Genomic DNA, 22,375 nt, shown 5'->3' with positions numbered 1-22,375 from the left:
GGCGAAGTCTTATCGTGTCGACACGCCCAAGGCTCCCAAAGCATCGCGCAGCGAAGTCACTTCGACCACATGCAGTCCGGCAGGCGCGGCGACGTTGGCGCGTTGGCGCATCGGCGGCACTATCGCCGTAGTAAAGCCCAGTCGTGCCGCCTCGGCCAGGCGATGCGCGAGACGGGGGATCGGGCGCACCTGGCCGGTGAGCGATATTTCGCCGATTGCGCAGGTGGTGCGTGCAATCGGGCGTGACGTGGCGGCGCTCGCCAGCGCGGAAACGATAGCCAGGTCGCAGCCGGGCTCCTTCGCCAGCCCGCCGGCGATGGTCGAAACGTAGACGTCCTTGGCCAGAAGATTCACGTGACCATGTTTATAGAGCACGGCGATGAGCATCGCCAAGCGGTTCGAATCGATGCCGTTAGTGGCGCGACGGGGCGAGGGCAGCGCCGTCGCGGTCACCAGCGCCTGCACTTCGATGGGCAGGCTGCGATGCCCGTCCAAGGTGAAGGTGACGCAGGTGCCTTCGGTCGGCTGATCCGAAGTCGACAGGAACAGCCCCGAAGGGTCGCGCACCTCTTCGATGCCGTCGCCGCTCATATCGAAGCAGCCGACCTCATCGGTCGGTCCGAAGCGGTTCTTCACGGCGCGCAGCATGCGCAGCGCGGTCTGCGCGTCGCCCTCGAACTGGCAGACGACGTCCACAACGTGTTCCAGCGTGCGCGGGCCGGCGATCGAGCCGTCCTTGGTCACATGGCCCACCAGAAACACCGGGATATCCATGGTCTTCGCGCTGTCGATCAAAGCGCTGGCGACTTCGCGCACCTGCGTGGAGCCGCCGGCGATGCCGTCGACTTCCTGCGAGACGATGGTCTGCGCCGAATCGACGATGACCAATGCCGGCTTCTCCTGCTCGATCAGGCCGAGCGCGGCGGACAGATCGGTGGTGGAGGCCAGCAGCAGGTTCTCCTCGACAGCCTCGATGCGCGAAGCCCGCATCCTGACCTGGGCCTGCGATTCCTCGCCGGATATGTACAGCACTGATCTAGGCGATTGGCCGTGCGCCACGTAACGCGCGACATGCCCCGCGGTCTCCAGCAGCAGCGTCGATTTGCCGATGCCCGGCTCGCCGGCAACCAGCACGACCGAACCGGGGACGATGCCGCCGCCGAGCACCCGGTCGAACTCGCCGAAACCGGTTGGTATGCGCTGCACATTGCGGGTGTCGACCTTGGTGATAGGCATAGCGCCAAGATCGCCGGAATGATTCGCCAACGTTCGCGAAGTGCGTCCCGGCGCCGCTGTGCGTGTGGAGGCAGCAGGCCGGGCCTCATGGAATTCCTCGATGGTGCCCCATTGGCCGCACTGAGGGCAGCGGCCGTACCATTTCGGTCCGCTCCAGCCGCATTCTGTGCATACATACTGCGTCGTGCTTTTCGCCATGATCCTTCACGCTAGCGAAGTTTCCAGACATCGTCAGGCGTCTTACGCTCTCCCCGCTTGCGGCAATCGGCGTGCCTAGCCGCGTCAATCCGCTGTGCGATAATCGGAGCCATGTCGAAAAGCGAATCCTCCTCTTCTCATGGCCGTCTTATCGCCGTTGTCGTCGTGGCCGCACTGGTCATCATCCTCGCGCTGCTCTCGGCTTTCATCTGGCCCGGCTGGGCGCTGAACAAGGCCGGAAGCCCTTCCGCAAATCAGAAGAGCACCGAGGCGCCGACGACGCCGAGCATCAAGGCGAAACCGCTGCCCGACGGTGCGAGCGAACTGCTCAAGGCCATGCCTGACAGCGTGCTGAATTTTGCGCGGACCGAAGCCGCGCCCAGCGCGAGCTGGACCGGTTCCTCGCCGATCGAGGAATACACGCTGACCTATTCGACAGGCAATGAGGCGCAGGATGTCAGGGTCATTGTGGCGCAGTGGTCAGGTGCGGACGGTGCCAAGGGCCAATATGACGCGTTGGCTGCGGCTATGACGGGCCAGGAACTCGGCGCGGGCAGCGTGAAGGTTTCCGGCAATGCCACCGGCAGCTACTCGGTCAAAACCGATCCTGCGAATGCGAAGAACGCCGTGGCTCTCTGGCAGAACGATACCGTGGTATTCCAAGCCACCGGCGCGAAGGATTCGGTCGAGCGACTCTACCAGAAATTCCCGCTGTAACCGAGTTGCAGCCGAGCTACGGTCGTTCGGCGGCTGCATGAACCATGCGCTTGTGCGGATTGCGCACCACACCGGGTGCCAAAGTCGCGCAAGCAGTGTAGTATTGGGCAAGTTGCACACTTATAGTCAAGGATTGGAGGCTTCAGATGGGTTCTGTCATCAAGAAGCGCCGCAAGCGGATGAGCAAGAAGAAGCACCGCAAAATGCTGCGTAAGACTCGTCACCAGCGCAAGTAATACGCTGCGCACGCTTGCGATAGCGCAACCCCTCAAGCCGCATGGCTCACTCTTGTAAGCTGCGATCAGCAGCCGAGTGACCACAACAGTCTCATGGGGATAGGGCCCGAATCCGATTCGCTCGGATTCGGGCCCTTTCGCTTTCACCGGAATTATCGTTGTTTCTGGCGCATCCACCGCTGCTGTGCCATCATAGGGGTATGGCACAGATAAATTTGGGGGGAGACCCCGTACAGACCATTGGCACGCTTCCTGAGACCGGCTCGGCTCTGCCGGCCTTCACCCTTGTCGACACGGAGCTCGGCGAGGTCGATTCCGCGTCCTTCGCGGGCAAGAAAATCGTCCTGAACATCTTCCCGTCAATCGATACCGACGTCTGCTCCGCCTCCGTGCGGCGCTTCAACACCATCGCCGACGAGCTCGACGACACCGTGGTGGTGTGCATCTCAAAGGATCTGCCTTTCGCGCAGGCCCGCTTCTGCGGTGCCGAAGGCATCAAGAACGTGGTCGTCGCCTCCGCCTTCCGCTCGTCGTTCGGCGAGGACTACGGCGTGACCATGACCGACGGCGCACTTGAAGGCCTGTTGTCCCGCTCCATCGTGGTCGCCGACCGCGATGGCAAGGTGGCCTACACCCAGCAGGTGCCCGAGATTCACGACGAGCCCGACTACGATGCCGCGCGCGCTGCGGTGACCGCGCTGGACTGATGATTTGATGCTGAACTTGGCTCGCTGATTGCAGCGGGCAGGTGATGCAGAAATCACAGAGATCGCGCAGCGATAGCAAAGGCGATTGCCTTCCATGAATTAGGAAGGCAATCGCCTTTTTCATTCGCCCGGCTTGGGCATACATAAAGCGACAGCCTGACCGCTCCCATCGTGGCCCGCCGCCCTGCTGCCCATATGGCTCATATAAGGTTTATTGGTTACCAAGCTCCAAGGCGGTCCGGCGGGCCGAGCGGCTGCTATCGCAGATTCGTGCGCCTACTTATTGGCGTTGGTCAGCACGCGGGGGCCGTTGGGGTCGCCGACGATGACCTGATCGACCATGTTGAGGAACAGCCCGTGCTCGACCACGCCGACCGTCGTGATGAGGTCTTCGGCCAAATCCTCCGGATGTTCGATGCGCTCGAGATGCAGGTCGACCACGTAGTTGTTTTCGTCGGTGCGCACTGGCTCGCCCTCTGAATCCAAGCGCAGCACCGGCTTGTAGCCCTTGGCTTCGAAGCGCCTGACGACCTGCCCAGCGCCGAAGGGGATGACCTCGACCGGCAGCGGGAACTTGCCGATGGTGTCCACAACCTTGGATTCGTCGACGATCCACACGATCTTGTTGGAGTTCGTCGCCACGATCTTTTCCCACAGCAGCGCAGCGCCGCCGCCCTTGATGCCGTTGAAGTTCTTGTCGACCTCATCGGCGCCGTCGATGGTGACGTCGATATGGTCCACGTCATCGATGTTGACGATGCGGATGCCGTAGCCCTCCGCCTGCTCCTGCGTGCGGCGAGAGGTGGTGACCCCGGTAAATTCGAGCCCCTCCTCCTTGACGCGCCGGCCAAGCTCGTCCACGAGGAATCGCACGGTCGAGCCGGTTCCCAGTCCTGCGATCATGCCGTTTTCGATCAGTTTGGCTGCTTCGATGCCGGCTGCCTTCTTGAGCGCATCCTGCTGTGCCTTGTCCATAATGCTCCTTCGGTGGAAACGTAACTTCGTGAAGTCTGGTCAGAAGTCGGTTCCATCCTATCTGCTGCGCCGTTAAATGCATAGTTCGGCGGGATCGTGTGCCTGTGCATGCACTCGTCGGCGTGATCGTGGGCGCTCGTTTTGCGACAGTATGCGCGACGCGCTCGAAAGCCTATACACAAGTCGGTGGATAGTCTTTTTCGACCGCAGAATTCCGCCATTCGCATGTGCTATTAACCGACTTGGGCGTATTCACCCGGGTGTGTCGCGCTGCACCAGATAGGTTGAGATTCGGCGATAATCGGTCGAACCGCGCCTGGATGAGAGGCCGTCACATATCAACCGCGAAAGGCGCGTCGCGTAGCACGATGGTGCCGTCGCCTTCGACATATCCTTCGACGGTTACGGTGCCTCGGATGAAGCGCGGGCGGCCGTCGTAGGTCGCGCTGCTCGAAGGCGGAGGAGTGAAGCGCAGCGTGCCGGACAGCGTCAAGCCTGTGGACTGGTCGGGGTGATCGGGCTTGCCGTGGTTCGAAGCGTTGTCTGCGGCGGCTATTTGCGATGTGGCCGTGTCGGGGTTCATTGAATGCGGCGTTTGCGCGTTATCGTCGGACGATTGACTGCTGACATCGGGCATACGCTCATCATCGCCAGAGACCCGTTTGCCATCGTCGGTTTCAGCTGAACCCTCGTCGGATGTGCCGGCTCCGAGCCAATCATCATCTGCAGCGTCAGTGCTGTGAGCATGGTTGTAATCAGCATCTGCGGATGTGTCCGATGCGTCGGTCTGCGATTTCACGGTCTCTGCTGAGCTGTTATGTGCCTTCTGAACGCGTGCCGGCAAGTCCGGCACCCCTTCGGGTTCGGCAAGCAGCTCTTCCAGTGACGGTTTACGACGCGAAGAGGCAACGTCGGAGGCATAGGCGGCGGCATCCTCGTACCGGTCACCGTCTTCATTGTCCCCAGAGTTTCCATCATCGTTCGCAGATGATGCCACGCCGCGTCCCAGGTGATATTCCTCAGCGGTGATCTTGCCATCCAGCAGCATCTGCGCATCGGCGGGAATGTCAACGCCTTTGGCATAGTCGGAGGCCAGCAGCGACTGCCAGCCCTCCAACGGCAGGTAACCGTCCTTGACCCCGCTGCGGGCATCGCCGGAGTACGTGTGCGCCAGATCGTCCACTTTCTCGTTGCCTGCGTTGCCGGCATGGCCCTTGACCCACTTGAAGCGCACGGAACCGGAGCGCTTGGAAAGTTCGGCATCGATGGCCTTGATGAGCGGCGCGTTCTTCACCGGTTTCTTCTGCGAATTCTTCCAGCCGTTCTTTTTCCAGCCGTGCACCCATTTGGTCGAGCAGTTGATGGCATACTGCGAGTCGGTTTCGATCACAAGGTCTTCGGAACCAGGATGAGCACGCAGCGCTTCCAAAACCGCGCACAGCTCCCCAATCTGGTTGGTGCCGTTCGTCGCGCCGCCCGCGTCGCAGTCGCCATCGTGCCGGTGCTCGCTGCCCTGCGTCGGATTCGTATTATGGTCTGCCCATGCCCAGCCCATAGGGCCGTTGGGATTACCTAAGGCGCTTCCGTCTGTCGATACGGTGATTGTCATTTCGCACTCCAATGTCCGGCAATTCCAACGGCCCCTTCGCGACCTTGGCGGTCGCTCACTTCGCTTACAGACAGTCCACTGGACTGTCTGCTTGACGGCTCAGCTAATGCGCTGCCGTCTGTCGATACGGTGATTGTCATGCAAACCACAGTACGAGTGAAGGGGGAGAACGGCGGAATCTATGGCAGTCGGCTATTCGGCATTCACTGCAGTCAGCGGTCGTATGAAGAGCTGTTAATACTAAGACTTCATATATCTTCTTAAAAATAACGAAAATTTCTGAATTAAATTCATGAATTTAAGATATTTTACGAAAATAAATAAAATATAGAGTTGAATTTCCGAAATTTAAATAATATAATATATCTTATCTCAAGATTAAATGAAAATATTACGTCAAATAAAAGAAGATAGAACAACATATTACGCGAAATGAGGTTATCGTGCTTGAACTTGAGCTGAGAAATCTCGTGGAAGAGGTCCAGAAGAGACATGCGGAGTCACAGACGATCGAGCTGAAGGCGGCGCATGAAGGTTGCCCAACGCGGCTGTATGACACCTTGTCAAGCTTCTCGAATCAGGATGACGGCGGGATTCTCCTGTTCGGCATCGATGAAAGCCGGAGCTTCGAAGTTGTTGGGGTCTATGATGTGCAGGATTTGATGAAGCATGTGGGAGAGCAGTGCAGCCAGATGCATCCAAAGGTGCGTGCCGTGTTCACTGATTGCAGCATAGCTGGCAAGCATGTGGTCAGCGCTGAAATACCGGCGCAGGATGTCGCGGATCGGCCGTGCTTCTACGAGGGGAGAGGGCGGTACAAAGGCTCGTATGTGCGCGTGGGGGATGCCGACGAACCGATGACCGAATACGAGATATATAGCTACGAGGCGTTCCGCAGGAAGTACGAGGACGAGCTTCGCGTCGTCGAACGTGCCGAAATAGAGGATCTGGATCGAGACAGCCTGCTGCGCTATGAGCTGGCCTTGAAAGAGGGGCGGCCTCATTTGGCTGGTCTGAGCGAGGCGAAAATTCTCGATTTGATGAGTGTCGTGCGCGAGGGGAAGCCCACGCTTGCTGGCGTCATACTGTTCTCTTTGTATCCGCAGGCATTCTTTCCGCAGCTTGGCATCATCTCGACGCGCATTCCCGGCGTACGGGCCGGAGATGTCGGCACACACGCGGAGCGTTTCATCGATAATACCCGCTTGGAAGGAACGCTTGGCGACCAGGTGAGTGAGGCCGTGGCCTTCGTCCGCAAGAACATACGCGTCGCCACGAAGATATCGGAGAGCACGGGCGAAAGAACTGATATGCCGCAGTACCCGATCGAGGCGGTCAGAGAGTTGATTCTCAACGCGCTCATCCACCGTGACTACAGCATTCATACGCAGGGCATGCCTATCCAGCTGCAGATTTTCGACGACCGGCTGACCGTCACCAATCCTGGCGGATTGTACGGCCGTTTGTCCGTTGACCAATTGGGCAAGCTTCAGCCAGATACGCGCAATCCTGTTATCGCGAATGCAATGGAAATACTAGGACTGACGGAAAATCGCTATTCGGGGATACCGACGGTGCGGCGGCTAGCTGCCGAGTATGGGTTGCCTGAGCCGATTTTCGAGAATGCGCGGGGTGAGTTCCGAGCCACACTTCGTCTGAAAACAGGTGAGAAGACCACTGCGGTGGACCCATCCGATATGACAATCACCATGAAACGAAAGCGAGTACCGAAGAACGAACGGCGAATCGCCCTCCTTGAGTTTTGCCGCATTTCGCGTACTCGTCAGGAAATTGTCGACTTCCTAGGGCTGAGCAACAGTCCAACATACGCGATGCGCGCCTATGTGCGCCCGTTGATAGCGGACGGAAGGCTTCGCCTTGCAATTCCTGACAAGCCGCAAAGCAAAAACCAGACTTATCAGACGGTGTGATGCCAATATGAGACGCTCCGATGGGTTGTTGATGCCTGTATGCTATCTTGGCGCATAGGGTAAAAACACGGTCCGGTGATGGTAGTCCGGACGCGGAATTCCGCCAGTAACCAGTCTTCGGCTGTCCATCCCTTCTCGAAAGAGGAGGTTGTGTCATGCCGCAATCAAGGGCGAGCGACACCGTGTATTTCAATGGCTCATGGTGGGTCTGCGTGTTCGAGCGCGAGGAATGTGGCTGTCTTCGGACGTGCCAGGTGGTGTTCGGAGCAGAGCCAAGCGACGCGGAATTCCTGCAGTATATCCATGAGCATGGCGGGAATTTGCACTTCGGACCGCCGGTATCAGTGGTATATGGGCAGGAACCTAACCATAGCAATCCCAAGCGGTTGAAGCGGCTCGCTGCCAAAGAAGCGCGACGTACCGGCGTCTCCACCAAGTCGCAATCCGCATTGTCGCTGCTGCAAGAGCAGCAGAAGCAGGACAGGAAGTCCGCGGTTCGGAACGCGCGCGATGAGAAGAAAGCAGTGCAGCGCAGACTCCGCATTGCCAAGCGTGTGAAGAAGCATCGTGGACGATAATGCGGGTGCTGATTGCGCAGCAAGATGATTGCCTGATGCTGCTTTTCGGCCGCTGCTCTCTGCCATGCAAGGCCTGCCGTGCATAGCGAATACGTATGAGACAATTTGCGTCACGTTTCATACGTCAGCGTCGTGCGTTTACCATGTGTATACGTTCGTGCACAATGGCAAAAGTATACGAACATATACATATGTCGAGAGCGGGGCTTTCGTCGTGCGAATCAGAACCATGTACGAGCAGGTCTGGTCTTTCGGTCAGGGCGAGAGAAAATCGGCTTGGCGTTCCCGATAAGCCGCGAATCAGAAACCAAACGTACCAGACGGTATAACGTTGCTTTTTGTCCGTTAACACGACCCTGACGTATGAAATGTAACGGAATTGACCTTCAAAACGTCGTCTTTTGCACGTTAGGTTCGTCGTACCGTACGAAAGACGTCGTTTATGCGTCACAATTCCCGCACGATAGCGAGGGGTATGCGGGCGTTGTGATGTTTGATGGCGGAGAAACGTCACAACTCCCGCATGATTGTAGGGCTTGTGCGGGAATTGCGTCGTTTGAACGGGATGATACGTTACAACGCCCGCACTGGGGTCGTATTAGTGCGGGAATTGTAACGTATGGGGAGAGAAAAACGGCAGGGCGTGCGGGGCGGGGGATGAGCGAGCGGAGGGAACAGAGCGAGCGGAAGGATTGGAAGGAACACAAGGAGCAAGGGCGCGAATTACAAAAAGAGGCGGTGTGACTGTCGAGAATGACAGTCACACCGCCTCTTTTTGCCGAATGCCGGAGTAGGTCCTTATCCGGCAGTTAGCAGCCAGGCAGCTAGCAGTTACGCAAGCGCCTTGTCCACGACCACGGTGGCCTCTTCGAGGATCTTATCGAGCGCTTCGGGGGATTCGAAGGACTCGGCGTAGACCTTGTAGATGTTCTCGGTGCCGGAGGGGCGGGCGGCGAACCAGTTGTCCTTGGTCGTCACCTTGAGGCCGCCGATGGGGGCGTTGTTGCCAGACGCCACAGTCAGTTTGGCGGTGATATCCTCGCCGGCCAGCGTGGTGGCGGTCACGTCGTCACCGTTGAGTCCAGCGAACTTCTGCTTCTGCTTAAGCGTGGTCGGCGTGTCGACGCGCTTGTACCAGCTTTCGCCGAAGCGCTCGACCTGCGCCTGATGCAACTGCGCCGGGTTCTTGCCGGTGCGCGCGGTGATTTCGGCCGCCAACAGGTCCGGAATAAGCCCGTCCTTGTCGGTCGTCCACACACGGCCGTCCTTGCGCAGGAAGCTCATGCCAGAGCTCTCCTCGCCGCCGAAGGCGACTTCGCCGGAGAACAGCGGATCCACGAACCACTTGAAGCCGACCGGCACCTCGACCAGCTTTGCGCCTATCGACTCGGCGACGCGGTCGATGAGGCTCGAGGAGACCAGCGTCTTGCCGATGCCGGCGCCCTTGGGCCAATTCGGGCGATTGCCGCTGAACAGGTACTCGACGCAGACGGCGATGTAGTGGTTCGGGTTCATGACGCCCCAGTTCGGGCACACGATGCCGTGGCGGTCCGCATCCGGGTCGGTGCCGCCGACCAGATCGTACTTGTCCCACGCGCCGGCGTTCAGCTTGTCCACCAGGCCCTTCATGGCATAGGGGGAGCTGGGGTCGATGCGGATCTTGCCATCGTGATCGATGGTCATGAAGCGCCAGGTCGGATCGACCTCAGGGCGAATCACGCCGATGTTCAGATCGTATTGTTCGTTGATGAGCGGCCAGTAGTTCACCGAAGCGCCACCCAACGGGTCGATGCCTAGGCGCACGCCGGAGGAGCGAATCACGTCGAAGTCGATGACATCGCCCAAGTCGGAGACGTAGTGATCGCGGTAATCGAAGCGCTCGACCAGATCGGAGACGATGGCCTGCTCGTACGGCACGCGCTTGACCGACCGGTAATCGCCCAGCAGCTCGTTGGCGCGGTTGGCGATCCGCTCGGTCACGTCGGCCGGAGCGGGACCGCCGGTGACGGGGTCGTACTTGAAGCCGCCGTCGGTGGGCGGGTTGTGCGACGGGGTGACGACGATGCCATCGGCTAGGCCTTCGCCGGTGAAGCGCTGCGTGCCGTCCTGCGCACGATTATGGGTCAGGATGGCCTGCGAGATAACCGGAGTGGGCACGACGTCGTCGCGCGAATCGATGCGCACATGCACGCCGTTGGCGACCAGCACCTCGATGGCGGTTTTCTGCGCCGGGTCGGAAAGCGCATGCGTGTCGCGGCCGATGTACAGCGGCCCGGTGACGCCGGCGGCCTTGCGGTATTCGGCGATGGCCTGGGAGATGGCCACGATATGGGCTTCGTTGAAGGAGGTCTTCAGCGAGGATCCGCGGTGCCCTGAGGTGCCGAAGGAGACACGCTGCTCGGGATTCGCGGGGTCGGGGATGCAGTCGTAATACTTGCCGACGACTTCATCAACATTGATCAGATCAGCTGGGGTGGCGGGCATGCCCGCATTTTTTGCAACCATGCCACCATTGTGCCACGAAGTCGCTCCTTATTGGGAACAATTGCGCATAATAAATGTTGCATATGGTGTTTTCCGGCTCTTCGAGACGCTCTCGTACCACGACATGCAATGACTTTGACTTCTTGCATACGAGGCCGTACGCTGGTGTCGATTTAATTGCAGGGTTGCAAGTCGCGACGAAGACGCAAGACCTGAGATGGCGGAAGTGTATTTTCCGTATATCTCAGGTCTTTTTTGGTACGGCCCTTCCACTGCAAGGAAAGTCATACATCTCAAGAAAGAGAAAAGGAGGCAACACGATGGCTAACTCAACACGAGCGTCGGAGATCATCTCCGCGATCGGTGGCGCGTCCAATGTCAAGACGTTGACGCACTGTGCCACGCGACTGCGTTTCGAGCTGTTCGACGGCAACAAGGTCGATCAGCAGCGCATGGAAAGCATCAAAGGTGTGCTGGGGGCGGTTCCGCAAGCCGGCAATCGCTATCAGGTCGTCATCGGCGGCGCAGTGGCCACGGTGTACGAAGAGGTTATCGCTCTGCCGGAGATGGCAGGACGCGCCCAAGGCACCGTCGATGCCGATGACGGCATGACGAATGCCGACGTCAAGGCCGAGGCCCATGCCAAGGGCAAGAGCAAAAACGGGTGGGTGAATTCCTTCTTCGAGTACCTGGCTGATTCCTTCCGGCCGATCCTCGGTGTGCTGCTTGGCGCGTCACTGATCATCGCGCTGGTGAATCTGCTCATCTCGATCCACGTCATCGGCGGATCCGAAGAGACCACGGGCCTGGTGTTCGTGGAAGCCATCTGGAAGGGCGTGTTCTACTTCCTGCCCATCATGATCGCCTACAACGCGTCCAAGAAGCTCAAGGTCGATCCTTGGCTCGGCGGCGCCATCATGGGCATGCTCATGACCCCGCAGTTCATGAGCTTGTTCGACGAGAAGGGTCACGGCGTTGCGCTCAAGGCCGTGGCGGCCATTCGCGGCGTGGACCTCAAGTCCCTGCAGGGGTGGCATGACGCCGTCTCCTGCGTGCCGAACCAGGCTCTGGGCACCCAGATGTGCACCGCCAAGGTCTTCGGCCTGCCGATGATACTCAACGACTACAGCGGCAACGTCTTCGTGCCGCTGCTCATGGCTGCCGTGCTGGCGCTGGTCTACAGAGGCTTGAACAAGATCATCCCCGAAAGCGTTCAGATCGTCTTCGTGCCGTTCCTGTGCATGGTGATCGTCGGCGCGCTGACCGCGTATCTCATCGGCCCGCTCGGCGTCTTCGCAGGCAACTACCTCGGCATCGGCCTGGCGTTCCTGAACAAGTACGTGCCGTTCGTGCTCGCGATCCTGATCCCGATGCTCTACCCGTTCCTCGTGCCGCTTGGCCTGCATTGGCCGCTGAACGCCCTGATGCTGCTGAACCTCAACACGCTCGGCTACGACTTCATCCAGGGCCCGATGGGCACATGGAACTTCGCATGCTTCGGCGCCACCGCCGGCGTGCTGTACCTCTCCATCCGAGACAAGGACAAGGATATGCGCCAGGTTTCTCTCGGCGCACTGCTCGCCGGCCTGCTCGGCGGCGTGTCCGAGCCCAGCCTGTACGGCATCCATCTTCGTTATAAGAAGATCTACAGCCGCATGCTTCCTGGCTGCGCGGCCGGCGGCGTGACCATCGCGGTCCTCGGCTGGCTCTTCCCCTCCGTGGTGAACGGCGCTGCCGTCCACGGCGTGACTGCGAACGCCTTCGCCTTCACCTCGCTGCTTACCATCCCGATCTTCAGCCAGGTCTGGGTTTATGCGGTTTCCATCGCCGTGGCGTTCTTCGTTGCGATGTTCGGCATCATCTTCTTCGATTACCGCACTCCGGAGCAGAAGGCGGCTCTCAAGGCTACTGCAGCTCAGGGTTCCGACGCCGCTGCCCCGGCTCCGGCCGTTGCCGCTGCTCCCGCAGCCGCTCCTGTCGCTACGGCGACTGCAACTGCGGTTGCGACGACTGTCGTCGGCTCCCCGGTCGCAGGTCATGTCATCTCCTTGGATGACGCCGGCGATCCGGTGTTCGCCTCCAGGGCGCTCGGCGAAGGCGTCGGCATTCAGCCGGCGGCCTCGACCATCGTTGCCCCGGTGTCGGGCACGCTGCAGACCGTGGCCGAAACCGGCCATGCCTTCGGCATCGCTACTGCCGATGGCGTGGAAGTGCTGGTGCACGTCGGCATCGACACGGTCAAGATGAACGGTGACGGATTCAGCGTCGCCGTGGCGAAGGGCCAGAGCGTCAACGCGGGCGATACGCTGGCGACCGTGGACTTTGATAAGGTCACGAAGGCAGGATTCAGCACCACGACGCTCGTCACCGTGCTGAACACCGCCGAACTCGGCAGCGTCACCCCGCAGCCGGGCAAGGACGTCCAGGCGGGCGATCCGGTGCTGGATATCGTGCGCTAATCCGCACGGCGGTTGGAAGGAAGGTCCTTGGAGATACTTCGCGTGTTCAACAACAACGTCGTCCTCGCCAAGCGCGGCGACGGCGTGGTGATCCTCACCGGTCGGGGATTGGGCTTCAAAGCTCACACCGGCCAGCGGATCGACAACGCGAAAGTGACCAGGACCTTCATTCCCTCAGACGGGCGCGATCCGGACCATCTCGCAGAGCTGCTCTCCGAGATCCCGCCCGAAGTCATACATCTGGTCACCGATGCCATGACCGCCGTCGGCCTCGCCGAGCAATGCGAGACCCAGCCGACGCTGGTCATGGCCTTGGCCGACCACGTGGCATACGCGCTGCGCCGGGCCCATGACGGCACCAGCGTCGCCTATCCGCTGCAAGCCGAGGTTCGTTCGCTCTATGTGCGCGAATACACGCTGGGAGAGCGGCTGCTGGCCGAGCTCAACCGCCATCTGGGCGGTGCGCTGCCTGAAGAAGAAGCGGTGGCATTCGCAATGCATCTGGTCAACGCCGGATTCTCGACGGGCAATCTGTCGTACACCTACAAGATGACCGGCGTCATACAGCAGATTCTTTCCATTGTGGAACAAACGTATGGCATCACCATCGATCAGCACAGCGTGAACGTCGGCCGGTTCATCACGCATCTGCGGTACCTTTTCGTACGCATCAGCCAGAACAGGCAGCTCGTTGACGAGCCGGCTCCGATTGTCGCGTCGATTCGCCAAGCCTATTCGGATGCGGCGGCATGCGCTTGGAAAATCGCCGCGGTTATCGAGCTGCGGCTGAATGCGGGGCTTACCGACGACGAAGTCGCGTACCTGACCCTGCATGTGGCGCGTGTTGCGGCCGATGTGAGCTGACCCTCGCCCTGACGACGGTGTTTTGCTGACTTATGCGCTGGCTGTGCGCTGCCGGATACGACAATCCGCTCGTATCGTCGTCACGCAAACGAGCTGGCTTGCGTGATATTTCTGCCAGGATCCGTGTTTTTTCGTATTCTTGTCACACTGATAGGCCAACTTGCGCAACAAAGCCAAGAAGCTGCAGCGGATGGATGGTGCCTGCCGCTGGGCATCGGCGCATGTGATGGCGGGGCCAGAGGAACGGGACTATCCCTTTATTTATTATTTATGTCTGCGTGTCTGCGCTTCTGCGCCTCTGTCATTGCGCTGAGGTTTCGGACGAAGCCCCGATGCCGGCCTGCGCATCTTCAAGCTGCGGCACGCGCACACGCAAGGCCTTGCGATCCACGTCGAAGCGGATGCGCTTGGTTTCGCCCACGATATCCCCATCGACCTGCGCCAGAGCCTTGCGTTCCAGCTCGATTTCGGCGCTGATGCCCTGAATCTGATCGAGCGTCGAATTGGTCGACAGCGGGCTTTGCCCCGGCTTGCCCACGACGGTCTGATGCACCATGTCGCCGAAGAGATTCGCCCAGCCGATGATGCCGCCTGAAGTGTCGATCAGTTCGAAATCAAGCAGTCCGTCGTCGTACGTGGCCTCGGGCATAAGCGAAACCATGGGAATCTGCCCGCAGTTGCCTGCCAGGAATGTGCGGAATGACACGCTTTTAGAGCTATGGATTTCGCCATCCGCGCCGGTCATCGTGATGGTGCCCCGGTATTTGGGCGAGAACAAGTGACGGAATCCGCTGACGAAATAGGCCAGCCAGCTGATGTTCTTCTTGAGTTCGGGATCGGTGTCGTCGATCATCAGGGCATCGAATCCGATGCCGGCGATAATCAGAAACGCGTGCTCGCGTTCGTCTTCTGGCTGGTCGAGCATCGAGAGCCGACCCATATCGACCTGCCGGGAGCCGTGCGAGGTGGCGACGGTGAGCGCCGCATCGACGTCGTCGATAGGAATGCCCATATTGCGTGCGAAGAGATTGCCGGTGCCGATGGGAATGATGCCCAGAGTGTGTTCGGTGCCCGAAACCACGCTCGCCACCGTGCGCACCGTGCCGTCGCCGCCGACCGCGATGAGCACGTCGGCGCCATGATCCAGCGCTTCGAGCGCACAGGCGTGGCCATCCTTATCGAGCTGGGTTTCGATGAACTCGACCTGCCGCAGTTTCTTGCGTCTGCAATACTCCTCGATATGCGGCCGCAACTCGGCTGCCTGAGGCTTGGAGGGATTGATGATGAAGGCGTAATGCACCTGATCCTTGTCGCGCTGCTCGACGGCCTGCGTGAAACGATGGCGTCGGTACGCCCGTATGCCGAAAACCACCGCGGCAATGAGAACTATGGCGGCGACGATGCTGGCGATGACGATGAGCGCAGTGGTGGACATACCCTCCATTGTGCGCGTTCATAGCGGAAAACGCCCTGCGCGAATTGCGACGTCAACGATTCCTGCACGAACGCGCACAGGTATGCGCGGCGCCGGGCGTGTGGCATACGGTGCGCGAGATCGAATGCAGGGCGGCAGACGCGCGGCGAAGCGCCCCGAGCCTGCCGTGTCGGCTTGCGGCATTACTCTTGAAGCCATGCTTGATATCCAATTCATACGCGACCATGCCGATATAGTGAAGGAATCACAACGCAAACGCGGGGAATCCGTGGAGCTTGTGGATGAGGTGCTGGGGGCAGACGAGTCGCGGCGGGCCTCGCTCAAGGAATTCGAAGCGGCGCGGGCCGAGCAGAAGGCGCTCGGTCGCAAGGTCGCCGCAGCCAAAGGGGACGAGAAGGCCGCGCTCATTTCGCGCACCAAGGAACTGTCCGCAAACGTGTCGCAGTTCAAGACGGCATCCGACGAGGCGGCCGAGGCTTACACGAACGCGATGTGGAAGCTGTCGAACGTCGTTGAACCGGAAGCGCCCGAAGGCGGCGAGGATGATTACGTCGTCGTCAAGAAGGTCGGCGATATCCGCGATTTCGCGGCCGAAGGCTTCGAACCGAAGGATCATTTGGCACTCGGTCTCGGCGTGGCCGGCATCGACATGCGCCGAGGCGCGAAGGTCTCCGGCTCGCGCTTCTACTTCCTGCGCGGCGCGGTTGCGCGTCTGCAGATCGCCATGCTGACGATGGCCGTCGACCAGGCCGAGTCCGAAGGTTTCACGCTGACCATCACGCCGACGCTGGTGCGCCCGGAAATCATGGCCGGGACCGGTTTCCTCAATTCGCACGCCGATGAGATCTACCGGCTTCGCGACCCCGACGACCAGTACCTGGTCGGCACTTCCGAAGTGGCGCTCGCCGGCATGCACGAGAACGAGATTCTTGATCTGAGCAACGGCCCGCTGCGCTATGCGGGCTGGTCGAGCTGCTACCGGCGCGAGGCCGGAGCCGCCGGCAAGGACACGAGCGGCATCATCCGCGTGCATCAGTTCGACAAAGTGGAGATGTTCGTCTACTGCAAGCAGGAGGACTCGCGCGACATGCACGTGCGCCTGCTCGCGATGGAGGAGGAGATGCTGCACAAGGTCGAGGTGCCCTACCGCACCATCGACACCGCTGCCGGCGACCTGGGCTCTTCCGCGGCCCGCAAGTTCGACAACGAGGCGTGGGTGCCGACGCAGGGCCGGTACCGCGAGCTGACCTCCACCTCGAACTGCACGGAATACCAGGCACGGCGCCTCAACATCCGCGAACGTCTCGAGGACGGCTCGACCCGTTCGGTGTCCACGCTGAACGGCACGCTGGCCACCACGCGCTGGCTCGTCGCGATCATGGAGAACCACCAGCAGGCCGATGGCTCGATTGAGATTCCCGCCGCGATGCGCCCGTACATGGGCGGCCGCGAGGTCATAGAGCCTACTGCTTGGGAGGCGTGAGGCGTTCAGCGGTCGCGAATCGAAAGTCGTCCTAGACGACTCGGTGTATGACTTCCGACTCGTGACCGGTGCGTGGTTTTCGGAAGGCGGAACCATGGCGTTCCGGCATTCCGTTTCTGCGAGCGCTGCATACGATAATGCCGCGCACCATGCGTCGAATGAAAGGGCACGGGCCAAGCTGGTTGCCCTACGGCTCATGCGTTGCCAGCAACTCCGGTAAGTTCATGACTTGTCGGCAATGTCGGTTTCGTCGGTTATAATTACAGCTTGTGCCTCGCGTGCGAGGCGCAATGGACAGGTGTCCGAGCGGCCGAAGGAGACGGTCTTGAAAACCGTTGTGGAGCAATCCACCGCGGGTTCGAATCCCGCCCTGTCCGCTTTTCAAGGGCTTCCGGCCAATTGCCGGGAGTCCTTTTCGGTGTGCGGAATTTTCGTTCTGCTGTGCTGCACTCGAAGCCAACTGGATTAGCGGGCAAACCGAGTCTGCGAGTCGAAGCCGTCCAGACTCGTGCGTTCGGTGAATTGGTAAACGAATTCGTGACCGGCGTCGAATTGACTCAGGATTTCATCGCGATAGCGTTCGCGGCTGTGATGCATGAAATCGGCCAGGTTTTCTGGTGCATCCAGATGCCATGCGGACAGCGCGGCGAGGTACTGTGACTTCTCATCGTCGAAGATGACAGGCGGCAAGACGCCGACGCGCAGTGATTCCTTGAACATGAGGAGGCGTCCGACGCGCCCGTTGCCGTCGGAGAACGGGTGGATGGCCTCGAAGGTCGCATGAAAGCGCGCGAATTGGGCATCTGTTCCGGTGAAAGCGGCCATGAGCGTGAACAAATCGTCCAGTTCGGCTCGCACATGGTCCGGCTGCGTGGTCTTCACGGGGTCGAACATGCCGATTTGGTTGGGGTGGCGTTTGTAGCCGCCCACATTCCACATCCTTGGGTTGCGCGCCTGGCTGGTGTCGGCCTTGAGCATGGCATGCAGCGAGGTGAGCAGGTCGTGGCTCAGTGGCTCCTGATAATGGTCGAGGATCAGGTCGAAGGCGCGGAAATGGTTCTTGGTCTCGATTATGTCATCGACTTTGATCGACTGCCCGTCGCCCTGCGGCGTGAAGGAGTCGGTGTCGTAAATCTGCTGGGTCTGACGCTGAGTGAGTGTGCTGCCCGCGATGTGATTCGAGTTGTATGCGAGCACAATCGGCGTCCAATAATAAGCACCATGCGATATGCGGCCGTCGGAGGGAAGCACTCCCGCTCCTTTGCCCAGCGCGCCGCTCGCGAATATCTGATCCGCGATGTTCTGCAATGCGATCACCTTGCCAGTGGCAGGCGAGGTGACAGCGATGACCTTGGTTTCCGCGACGGTCTGAGTCGCAGTCATCGGCGCGGCTGCAGGCGCAGTCGCGGCAGCAAGTACCGTCTTGGAAGACTGTGCTGATTGCGCGGCAGCCGGGACAGCGGCAGCCCAGTCATCCGCCTGCGCGGCGTTGATATCGCCGGTTTCAGCCGCCACCGAAGCCACCGAATCCTCGGGCATGTCCTTGAAACCGATTGTGACCGTGAGAATGAAGGCAAGTACCGCGGCGACACCGGTGCCGATCATCTCCACGGCGAAATTGCCCACGCCGATATATACCGGTATGGTCAGCCCGCCGGGCAAGGCGAACGCGGTCGTTCCGCCACCGCCCGCAGCAGCGATCGCACCGCCGACTCCGCCGGCGATAACCGCGTAGATGAAGGGCCGGCGCAACGGCAGCGTCACGCCGTAGATGGCCGGCTCGGTGATTCCTGCGAACACGCCTGTGATGGTCGCCGGGCCTGCAAGCTCCTTGAGACGCTTGTTCTTGGTCTTCAGGAACACGCCGAATACAGCGCCGCACATGCCGAACACTGCGGGCAGCAGAGGCGCTGACAGGTGGCTGGATCCGTCGAGCGTGATGTCGTTGATGATGACCGGCCACACGCCCCAGTGGATGCCGAACACCACGAGCGGCTGCCATGCGGCGCCCAGAATCAGGCCGCCGACGATGGGCGCCTTGCTCCACAGCCATTCGAGTCCATTGGCAAGTCCTTCCGCGCACCAGCTCGACAGCGGTCCGATGGTCAGCAGCACCAGCGGAACCGTGATGAGCACGACGAGCATGGGGGAGAGGAAGTTGCGCAGATTGCTCGGCAGATATTTGTTGAGGACATGCTCGAGCTTGCTGGCGGCCCAGATCGTGATGATGATCGGAATCACGGTGTAGGTGTAATTCACGATCGCCACGGGGATGCCGAGGAAATGCACGGATTTTGCGCTTGCCAGCTCGATCACCGACGGATTGCTGCGCCGGAGACCCTTCGCTTTGCATGGGGATGGCCTCAGAACCACCCCACTGGATTCGGCAACGTCCCCTGAAAGTCCTAGCGCCTGCCGAGAGTGTAGGGAACGTGCGGAAATGCCGTGTCCAGCATCTCCATCATACCCGATACCCCCAAAACCCAACGCACTCAGGCATCGGTAACCAGCCATTAATACAAGCCGTGGTTTTGTAACTGGTCCGTAACAGCTCCACCGCGATTGCCTGGGCGTTGTTGGCGAGAATGGAAGTCACCAATCACGAATCCGCTATACAAAAGAGGTTTCGATGTTACAGATTTCCACGATTCTCGATTCCGACGACGAGCCGGCAAGCCTTGACGCTTTCAGCGGGCTGACCAAAGGCTCGTCGGCGCCGTTCTGGCTGTTTCAAGGCGTGTGCGCGGCCTGGGGCATTGAGAAGAGCCGCGCCGGAATCCAACTCATCACCGTCTCGGAGAACGCGACCTTCGTGCTCAAGCTCGACGGCAAGGAGGAAGGCGTCGTGCGCGTCTCGCAGCCCGGATACGTGGGCGGCCCGCAGGCGGTGGCCTCCGAGATCCTATGGCTCAACGCCTTGCACGACATCGATGGCGTCAGACTCATCAATCCCGTGCCCACGGTGCGCGGCACCTTCGTGACCACGATTCATGACACCAGCGGCATCGGCTGGACGGTGGTCTCCACCAAATTCGTCAGCGGCGAAGTACTCGAAGACCTCGACAACCCGGCGCCGTATTACGAGACCATCGGCTCGTGGGCGGCGCTGTTCCACGAGCAGTCGCGCCATTGGAAACCGCCGTACGGCTTCCAGCGGTTCAATTGGGACCTGTCGAATATGGTCGGCCCATCCCCGCGCTGGGGTCGGTGGGAAAGCGCGGATTTGAGTGATGGCGAGCGCGAGACATGCGAAAAGGCGCTGTGGAAGGCGATGGACGTGGTCATGAAAGTGCCGCGCACCAACGAGACCTGGGGCCTGATTCACGCCGACCTGCGCCCTTCGAATGTGATCAGAGCCGAGGATGGCGAGCTGACCATCATCGACTTCGATGACGCCGGATACAGCTGGTACCTCTACGACTACGCGTCATCGCTGAGCTTCATCGAACATGAGTCCTATGCGCCCGAGCTCGCTCAGGCGTGGGTGCGGGGATATGAGCGTCAAGCCGGGAAATTCAGCGATGACGAGCTCGAAACCATGTCCGCGCTGTCGATGATTCGTCGCCTGCAGATGCTCGGCTGGACCACCAATCACCGCGAGGACGCGTTGCCCGACGGGCTGGCGGCAGCCCAGGCGCCGGGCAGCGTCGAATGCGCGCGGCGCTATCTGGACGATCCGCTGTGGCTGCTGCGGTAGCGGATCAGCGCAAATCAGCAGGTACCCAGGATTCATAATCACTGACTTCACATCATTAACTTCGCGCTGCGCGTTGCTTTCCGCAGCCGCTTTCCGCAGCTGCCGTCCGCAGCACAGCGAAATCATTCCCATAGTCAATTCACGGAAAGGAATATGGTCATCATGTCTACAGCAACCACCGACGAACACAGAAGCACCGGACCAGCCGGCATCACCTATATCACCACCAGCGACGATTATTTCGAAAAGCGCCAGCTCAAACGAACCGCGGGCGTTTTCGGCCTGTGGGCCATCGGCATATCCGCAGTGATCTCCGGAGACTTCTCCGGCTGGAACGGCGGCATCGCCCAAGCCGGCTGGGGCGGCATGCTCATCGCAGCCCTGGTGGTGTACGCGATGTATGTGATGATGCTCAATTCCATCAGCGAAATGGCTTCGGCCATGCCGCACACCGGCGGCGCCTACTCCTTCGCACGGGCCGCAATGGGGCCGTGGGGCGGGTTCTTCACCGGTCTGGCGGAAACCATCGAATACGTGATGACCGCGGCGACCATCGTGTATTTCTCGTCGGCGTACGCAGACGCGATACTCTCCGACCTCACCGGATATTCGCTGACTCAGCACGGGCTGCAATGGGTGTGGTGGCTCATCCTGTACATTGTGTTCGTCGTGGTCAACTGGCTCGGCGCTGAAACCTCATTCCATTTCGCTCAGATCATATCGGTTGTCGCGCTGGCCATCGTTGCCGTCTTCGGCATCGGCGCGATCGTCTCCGGGGCGATCGACTTCTCCTCGCTGCTGAACATCAAGCCCGAACAGGGCGACAACGCTTTCCTGCCTTTCGGCGCTGGCGCGATATTCTACGCGATGCCCTTCGCCATGTGGCTGTTCCTCGGCATCGAACAGCTGCCATTGGCCGCCGAAGAGGTCCGCGACCCAGAGCGCAACATTCCGAAGGCCTCGCGCTGGTGCATCTTCACGCTGGGATTGTCCGCGCTGGTCATCGTCTTCCTCAATCCTGCGGTTGTCGGCTCCAAGGCGCTCGCCGGCTCCGATGAACCGCTGCTCGACGGCTACCGGGCGATTCTGCCGGGCAATCTGGCAGCCGTGCTCTCTGCATTCGCGCTGATCGGTTTGCTTGCCTCCATTCAAGGCATCATGTTCGCCTACGGCCGCAACCTGTATTCGCTTTCCCGTGCTGGCTATTATCCGGCTTTCCTGAGCCTGACGGGCAAGAAGAAGACGCCGTACTGGGGGCTGATCGTCGGAGCGGTCATCGGATTCGCCGCGCTGTTCATCATCGCCTACGGCGGCTCCGGAGCCGGTTCGGTCGTGCTGAACATCGCGGTGTGGGGCGCTGTGCTCGCCTACCTGCTGCAGATGGTGTCCTTCGTGCTGCTGCGCAGGCGGATGCCCGACATCAAACGGCCATTCATCAGCAAATACGGTGTTGCCGGAGCAGTTGTCTCAGGGCTGCTCGCGCTGGTGATTTTCGTTGCCGTGCTCTTCAACCCGGATTACCGGCTGGCGGTGTACGCCATGGTCGCCATTTACCTCGTAGCCACGGCGTTCTTCGCACTGTACGGGCGCAAGCATCTGGTCCTGTCTCCCGAAGAAGAGTTCGCGGCTTCAGGCGGCGTGGCGCAGTACAAAACCGAATGATTTCGGGGCTGGCGCGGGACGAATCAGAGTAAGTCTGCAATCGCTGCAACCAGCCGAAACGAGTCCGAATAGATTCTGATTTTGCAATATCCAACTAACCCTCA

16 protein-coding genes and 1 tRNA gene are annotated in these 22,375 nt (G+C 60.2%); 11 read left to right on the top strand and 6 right to left on the bottom strand.

Going from position 1 to position 22,375, the window contains the following annotated elements; translation table 11 throughout:
- Positions 1-9: 9 nt before the first annotated feature.
- Positions 10-1,434, bottom strand: coding sequence for a DNA repair protein RadA (gene radA, locus BISU_RS08485; protein WP_024464231.1), 1,425 nt, complete (start codon positions 1,432-1,434; stop codon positions 10-12).
- 111 nt (positions 1,435-1,545) lie between these two features.
- Between radA and BISU_RS08480 the strand changes: the two genes are divergently transcribed.
- The 3 genes from BISU_RS08480 (at position 1,546) to tpx (ending at position 3,094) form a co-directional block, all read left to right on the top strand.
- A complete protein-coding gene (locus BISU_RS08480) occupies positions 1,546-2,151 on the top strand; it encodes a hypothetical protein (protein ID WP_024464232.1) in 606 nt (201 codons plus the stop codon).
- Positions 2,152-2,297: 146 nt separating this feature from the next.
- Positions 2,298-2,387: a 30S ribosomal protein bS22 gene (locus BISU_RS12140; protein ID WP_003817716.1), complete on the top strand. Its 90-nt coding sequence runs from the start codon at positions 2,298-2,300 to the stop codon at positions 2,385-2,387.
- 200 nt (positions 2,388-2,587) lie between these two features.
- Positions 2,588-3,094, top strand: a complete 507-nt coding sequence (gene tpx, locus BISU_RS08475) for a thiol peroxidase (RefSeq protein ID WP_024464233.1) — start codon at positions 2,588-2,590, stop codon at positions 3,092-3,094.
- Between the two features lie 276 nt (positions 3,095-3,370).
- Here tpx and rpiA read toward each other — a convergent pair whose 3' ends face one another.
- Together rpiA and BISU_RS08465 are read right to left on the bottom strand one after the other, a co-directional pair.
- The gene (rpiA, locus tag BISU_RS08470; protein WP_024464234.1) at positions 3,371-4,069 is read right to left on the bottom strand and encodes a ribose-5-phosphate isomerase RpiA; all 699 of its coding nucleotides are present in this window, start codon (positions 4,067-4,069) and stop codon (positions 3,371-3,373) included.
- A 331-nt stretch (positions 4,070-4,400) separates the two neighbouring features.
- A complete protein-coding gene (locus BISU_RS08465) occupies positions 4,401-5,678 on the bottom strand; it encodes a ribonuclease H family protein (RefSeq protein ID WP_024464235.1) in 1,278 nt (425 codons plus the stop codon).
- A 443-nt stretch (positions 5,679-6,121) separates the two neighbouring features.
- Between BISU_RS08465 and BISU_RS08460 the strand changes: the two genes are divergently transcribed.
- Positions 6,122-7,609, top strand: coding sequence for an ATP-binding protein (locus BISU_RS08460; protein WP_024464236.1), 1,488 nt, complete (start codon positions 6,122-6,124; stop codon positions 7,607-7,609).
- A gap of 155 nt (positions 7,610-7,764) precedes the next feature.
- Complete coding sequence (locus tag BISU_RS08455) at positions 7,765-8,187, top strand: YjdF family protein (protein WP_024464237.1); 423 nt, start codon at positions 7,765-7,767, stop codon at positions 8,185-8,187.
- A gap of 831 nt (positions 8,188-9,018) precedes the next feature.
- Here the strand turns inward: BISU_RS08455 and pgm are convergent.
- Positions 9,019-10,692 carry a phosphoglucomutase (alpha-D-glucose-1,6-bisphosphate-dependent) gene (pgm, locus tag BISU_RS08450; RefSeq protein ID WP_024464238.1) on the bottom strand — a complete coding sequence of 558 codons (1,674 nt, stop codon included), beginning with the start codon at positions 10,690-10,692 and terminating at the stop codon, positions 9,019-9,021.
- Between the two features lie 299 nt (positions 10,693-10,991).
- On the opposite strand from pgm, the gene BISU_RS08445 reads away from it, so the two are divergent.
- The gene (locus BISU_RS08445) at positions 10,992-13,130 is read left to right on the top strand and encodes a glucose PTS transporter subunit IIA (RefSeq protein WP_024464239.1); all 2,139 of its coding nucleotides are present in this window, start codon (positions 10,992-10,994) and stop codon (positions 13,128-13,130) included.
- A gap of 27 nt (positions 13,131-13,157) precedes the next feature.
- Complete coding sequence (locus BISU_RS08440; protein WP_024464240.1) at positions 13,158-13,994, top strand: PRD domain-containing protein; 837 nt, start codon at positions 13,158-13,160, stop codon at positions 13,992-13,994.
- A gap of 301 nt (positions 13,995-14,295) precedes the next feature.
- Here BISU_RS08440 and BISU_RS08435 read toward each other — a convergent pair whose 3' ends face one another.
- The gene (locus tag BISU_RS08435; protein WP_193039330.1) at positions 14,296-15,429 is read right to left on the bottom strand and encodes a diacylglycerol/lipid kinase family protein; all 1,134 of its coding nucleotides are present in this window, start codon (positions 15,427-15,429) and stop codon (positions 14,296-14,298) included.
- A 196-nt stretch (positions 15,430-15,625) separates the two neighbouring features.
- Between BISU_RS08435 and serS the strand changes: the two genes are divergently transcribed.
- Positions 15,626-16,912, top strand: a complete 1,287-nt coding sequence (gene serS, locus BISU_RS08430; protein WP_024464242.1) for a serine--tRNA ligase — start codon at positions 15,626-15,628, stop codon at positions 16,910-16,912.
- 292 nt (positions 16,913-17,204) lie between these two features.
- A tRNA-Ser gene (locus tag BISU_RS08425) sits at positions 17,205-17,289 on the top strand.
- An 88-nt stretch (positions 17,290-17,377) separates the two neighbouring features.
- Here the strand turns inward: BISU_RS08425 and BISU_RS12135 are convergent.
- Positions 17,378-19,228 carry a PTS transporter subunit EIIC gene (locus BISU_RS12135; protein WP_024464243.1) on the bottom strand — a complete coding sequence of 617 codons (1,851 nt, stop codon included), beginning with the start codon at positions 19,226-19,228 and terminating at the stop codon, positions 17,378-17,380.
- A 313-nt stretch (positions 19,229-19,541) separates the two neighbouring features.
- On the opposite strand from BISU_RS12135, the gene BISU_RS08410 reads away from it, so the two are divergent.
- Positions 19,542-20,609 carry a phosphotransferase enzyme family protein gene (locus BISU_RS08410; protein WP_024464244.1) on the top strand — a complete coding sequence of 356 codons (1,068 nt, stop codon included), beginning with the start codon at positions 19,542-19,544 and terminating at the stop codon, positions 20,607-20,609.
- A gap of 162 nt (positions 20,610-20,771) precedes the next feature.
- Positions 20,772-22,271 carry an amino acid permease gene (locus tag BISU_RS08405; protein WP_024464245.1) on the top strand — a complete coding sequence of 500 codons (1,500 nt, stop codon included), beginning with the start codon at positions 20,772-20,774 and terminating at the stop codon, positions 22,269-22,271.
- Positions 22,272-22,375 lie beyond the last annotated feature (104 nt).

Origin of the sequence: Bifidobacterium subtile (assembly GCF_000741775.1) — a bacterium.
Lineage (GTDB): Bacteria > Actinomycetota > Actinomycetes > Actinomycetales > Bifidobacteriaceae > Bifidobacterium > Bifidobacterium subtile.
The sequence above is the reverse complement of the archived record's forward strand: the minus strand, read 5'-3'. Positions and strand labels throughout refer to the sequence as shown.

Bases quoted from the DNA above. Each gene is read 5' to 3' on its own strand.
- BISU_RS08435 (WP_193039330.1), bottom strand. From the start codon at position 15,429: ATGTCCACCACTGCGCTCATCGTCATCGCCAGCATCGTCGCCGCCATA.
- BISU_RS08465 (WP_024464235.1), bottom strand. From the start codon at position 5,678: ATGACAATCACCGTATCGACAGACGGAAGCGCCTTAGGTAATCCCAAC.
- BISU_RS12140 (WP_003817716.1), top strand. From the start codon at position 2,298: ATGGGTTCTGTCATCAAGAAGCGCCGCAAGCGGATGAGCAAGAAGAAG.
- BISU_RS08405 (WP_024464245.1), top strand. From the start codon at position 20,772: ATGTCTACAGCAACCACCGACGAACACAGAAGCACCGGACCAGCCGGC.
- serS (WP_024464242.1), top strand. From the start codon at position 15,626: ATGCTTGATATCCAATTCATACGCGACCATGCCGATATAGTGAAGGAA.
- BISU_RS08410 (WP_024464244.1), top strand. From the start codon at position 19,542: ATGTTACAGATTTCCACGATTCTCGATTCCGACGACGAGCCGGCAAGC.
- radA (WP_024464231.1), bottom strand. From the start codon at position 1,434: ATGGCGAAAAGCACGACGCAGTATGTATGCACAGAATGCGGCTGGAGC.
- BISU_RS08455 (WP_024464237.1), top strand. From the start codon at position 7,765: ATGCCGCAATCAAGGGCGAGCGACACCGTGTATTTCAATGGCTCATGG.
- rpiA (WP_024464234.1), bottom strand. From the start codon at position 4,069: ATGGACAAGGCACAGCAGGATGCGCTCAAGAAGGCAGCCGGCATCGAA.
- tpx (WP_024464233.1), top strand. From the start codon at position 2,588: ATGGCACAGATAAATTTGGGGGGAGACCCCGTACAGACCATTGGCACG.
- pgm (WP_024464238.1), bottom strand. From the start codon at position 10,692: ATGGTTGCAAAAAATGCGGGCATGCCCGCCACCCCAGCTGATCTGATC.
- BISU_RS08445 (WP_024464239.1), top strand. From the start codon at position 10,992: ATGGCTAACTCAACACGAGCGTCGGAGATCATCTCCGCGATCGGTGGC.
- BISU_RS08480 (WP_024464232.1), top strand. From the start codon at position 1,546: ATGTCGAAAAGCGAATCCTCCTCTTCTCATGGCCGTCTTATCGCCGTT.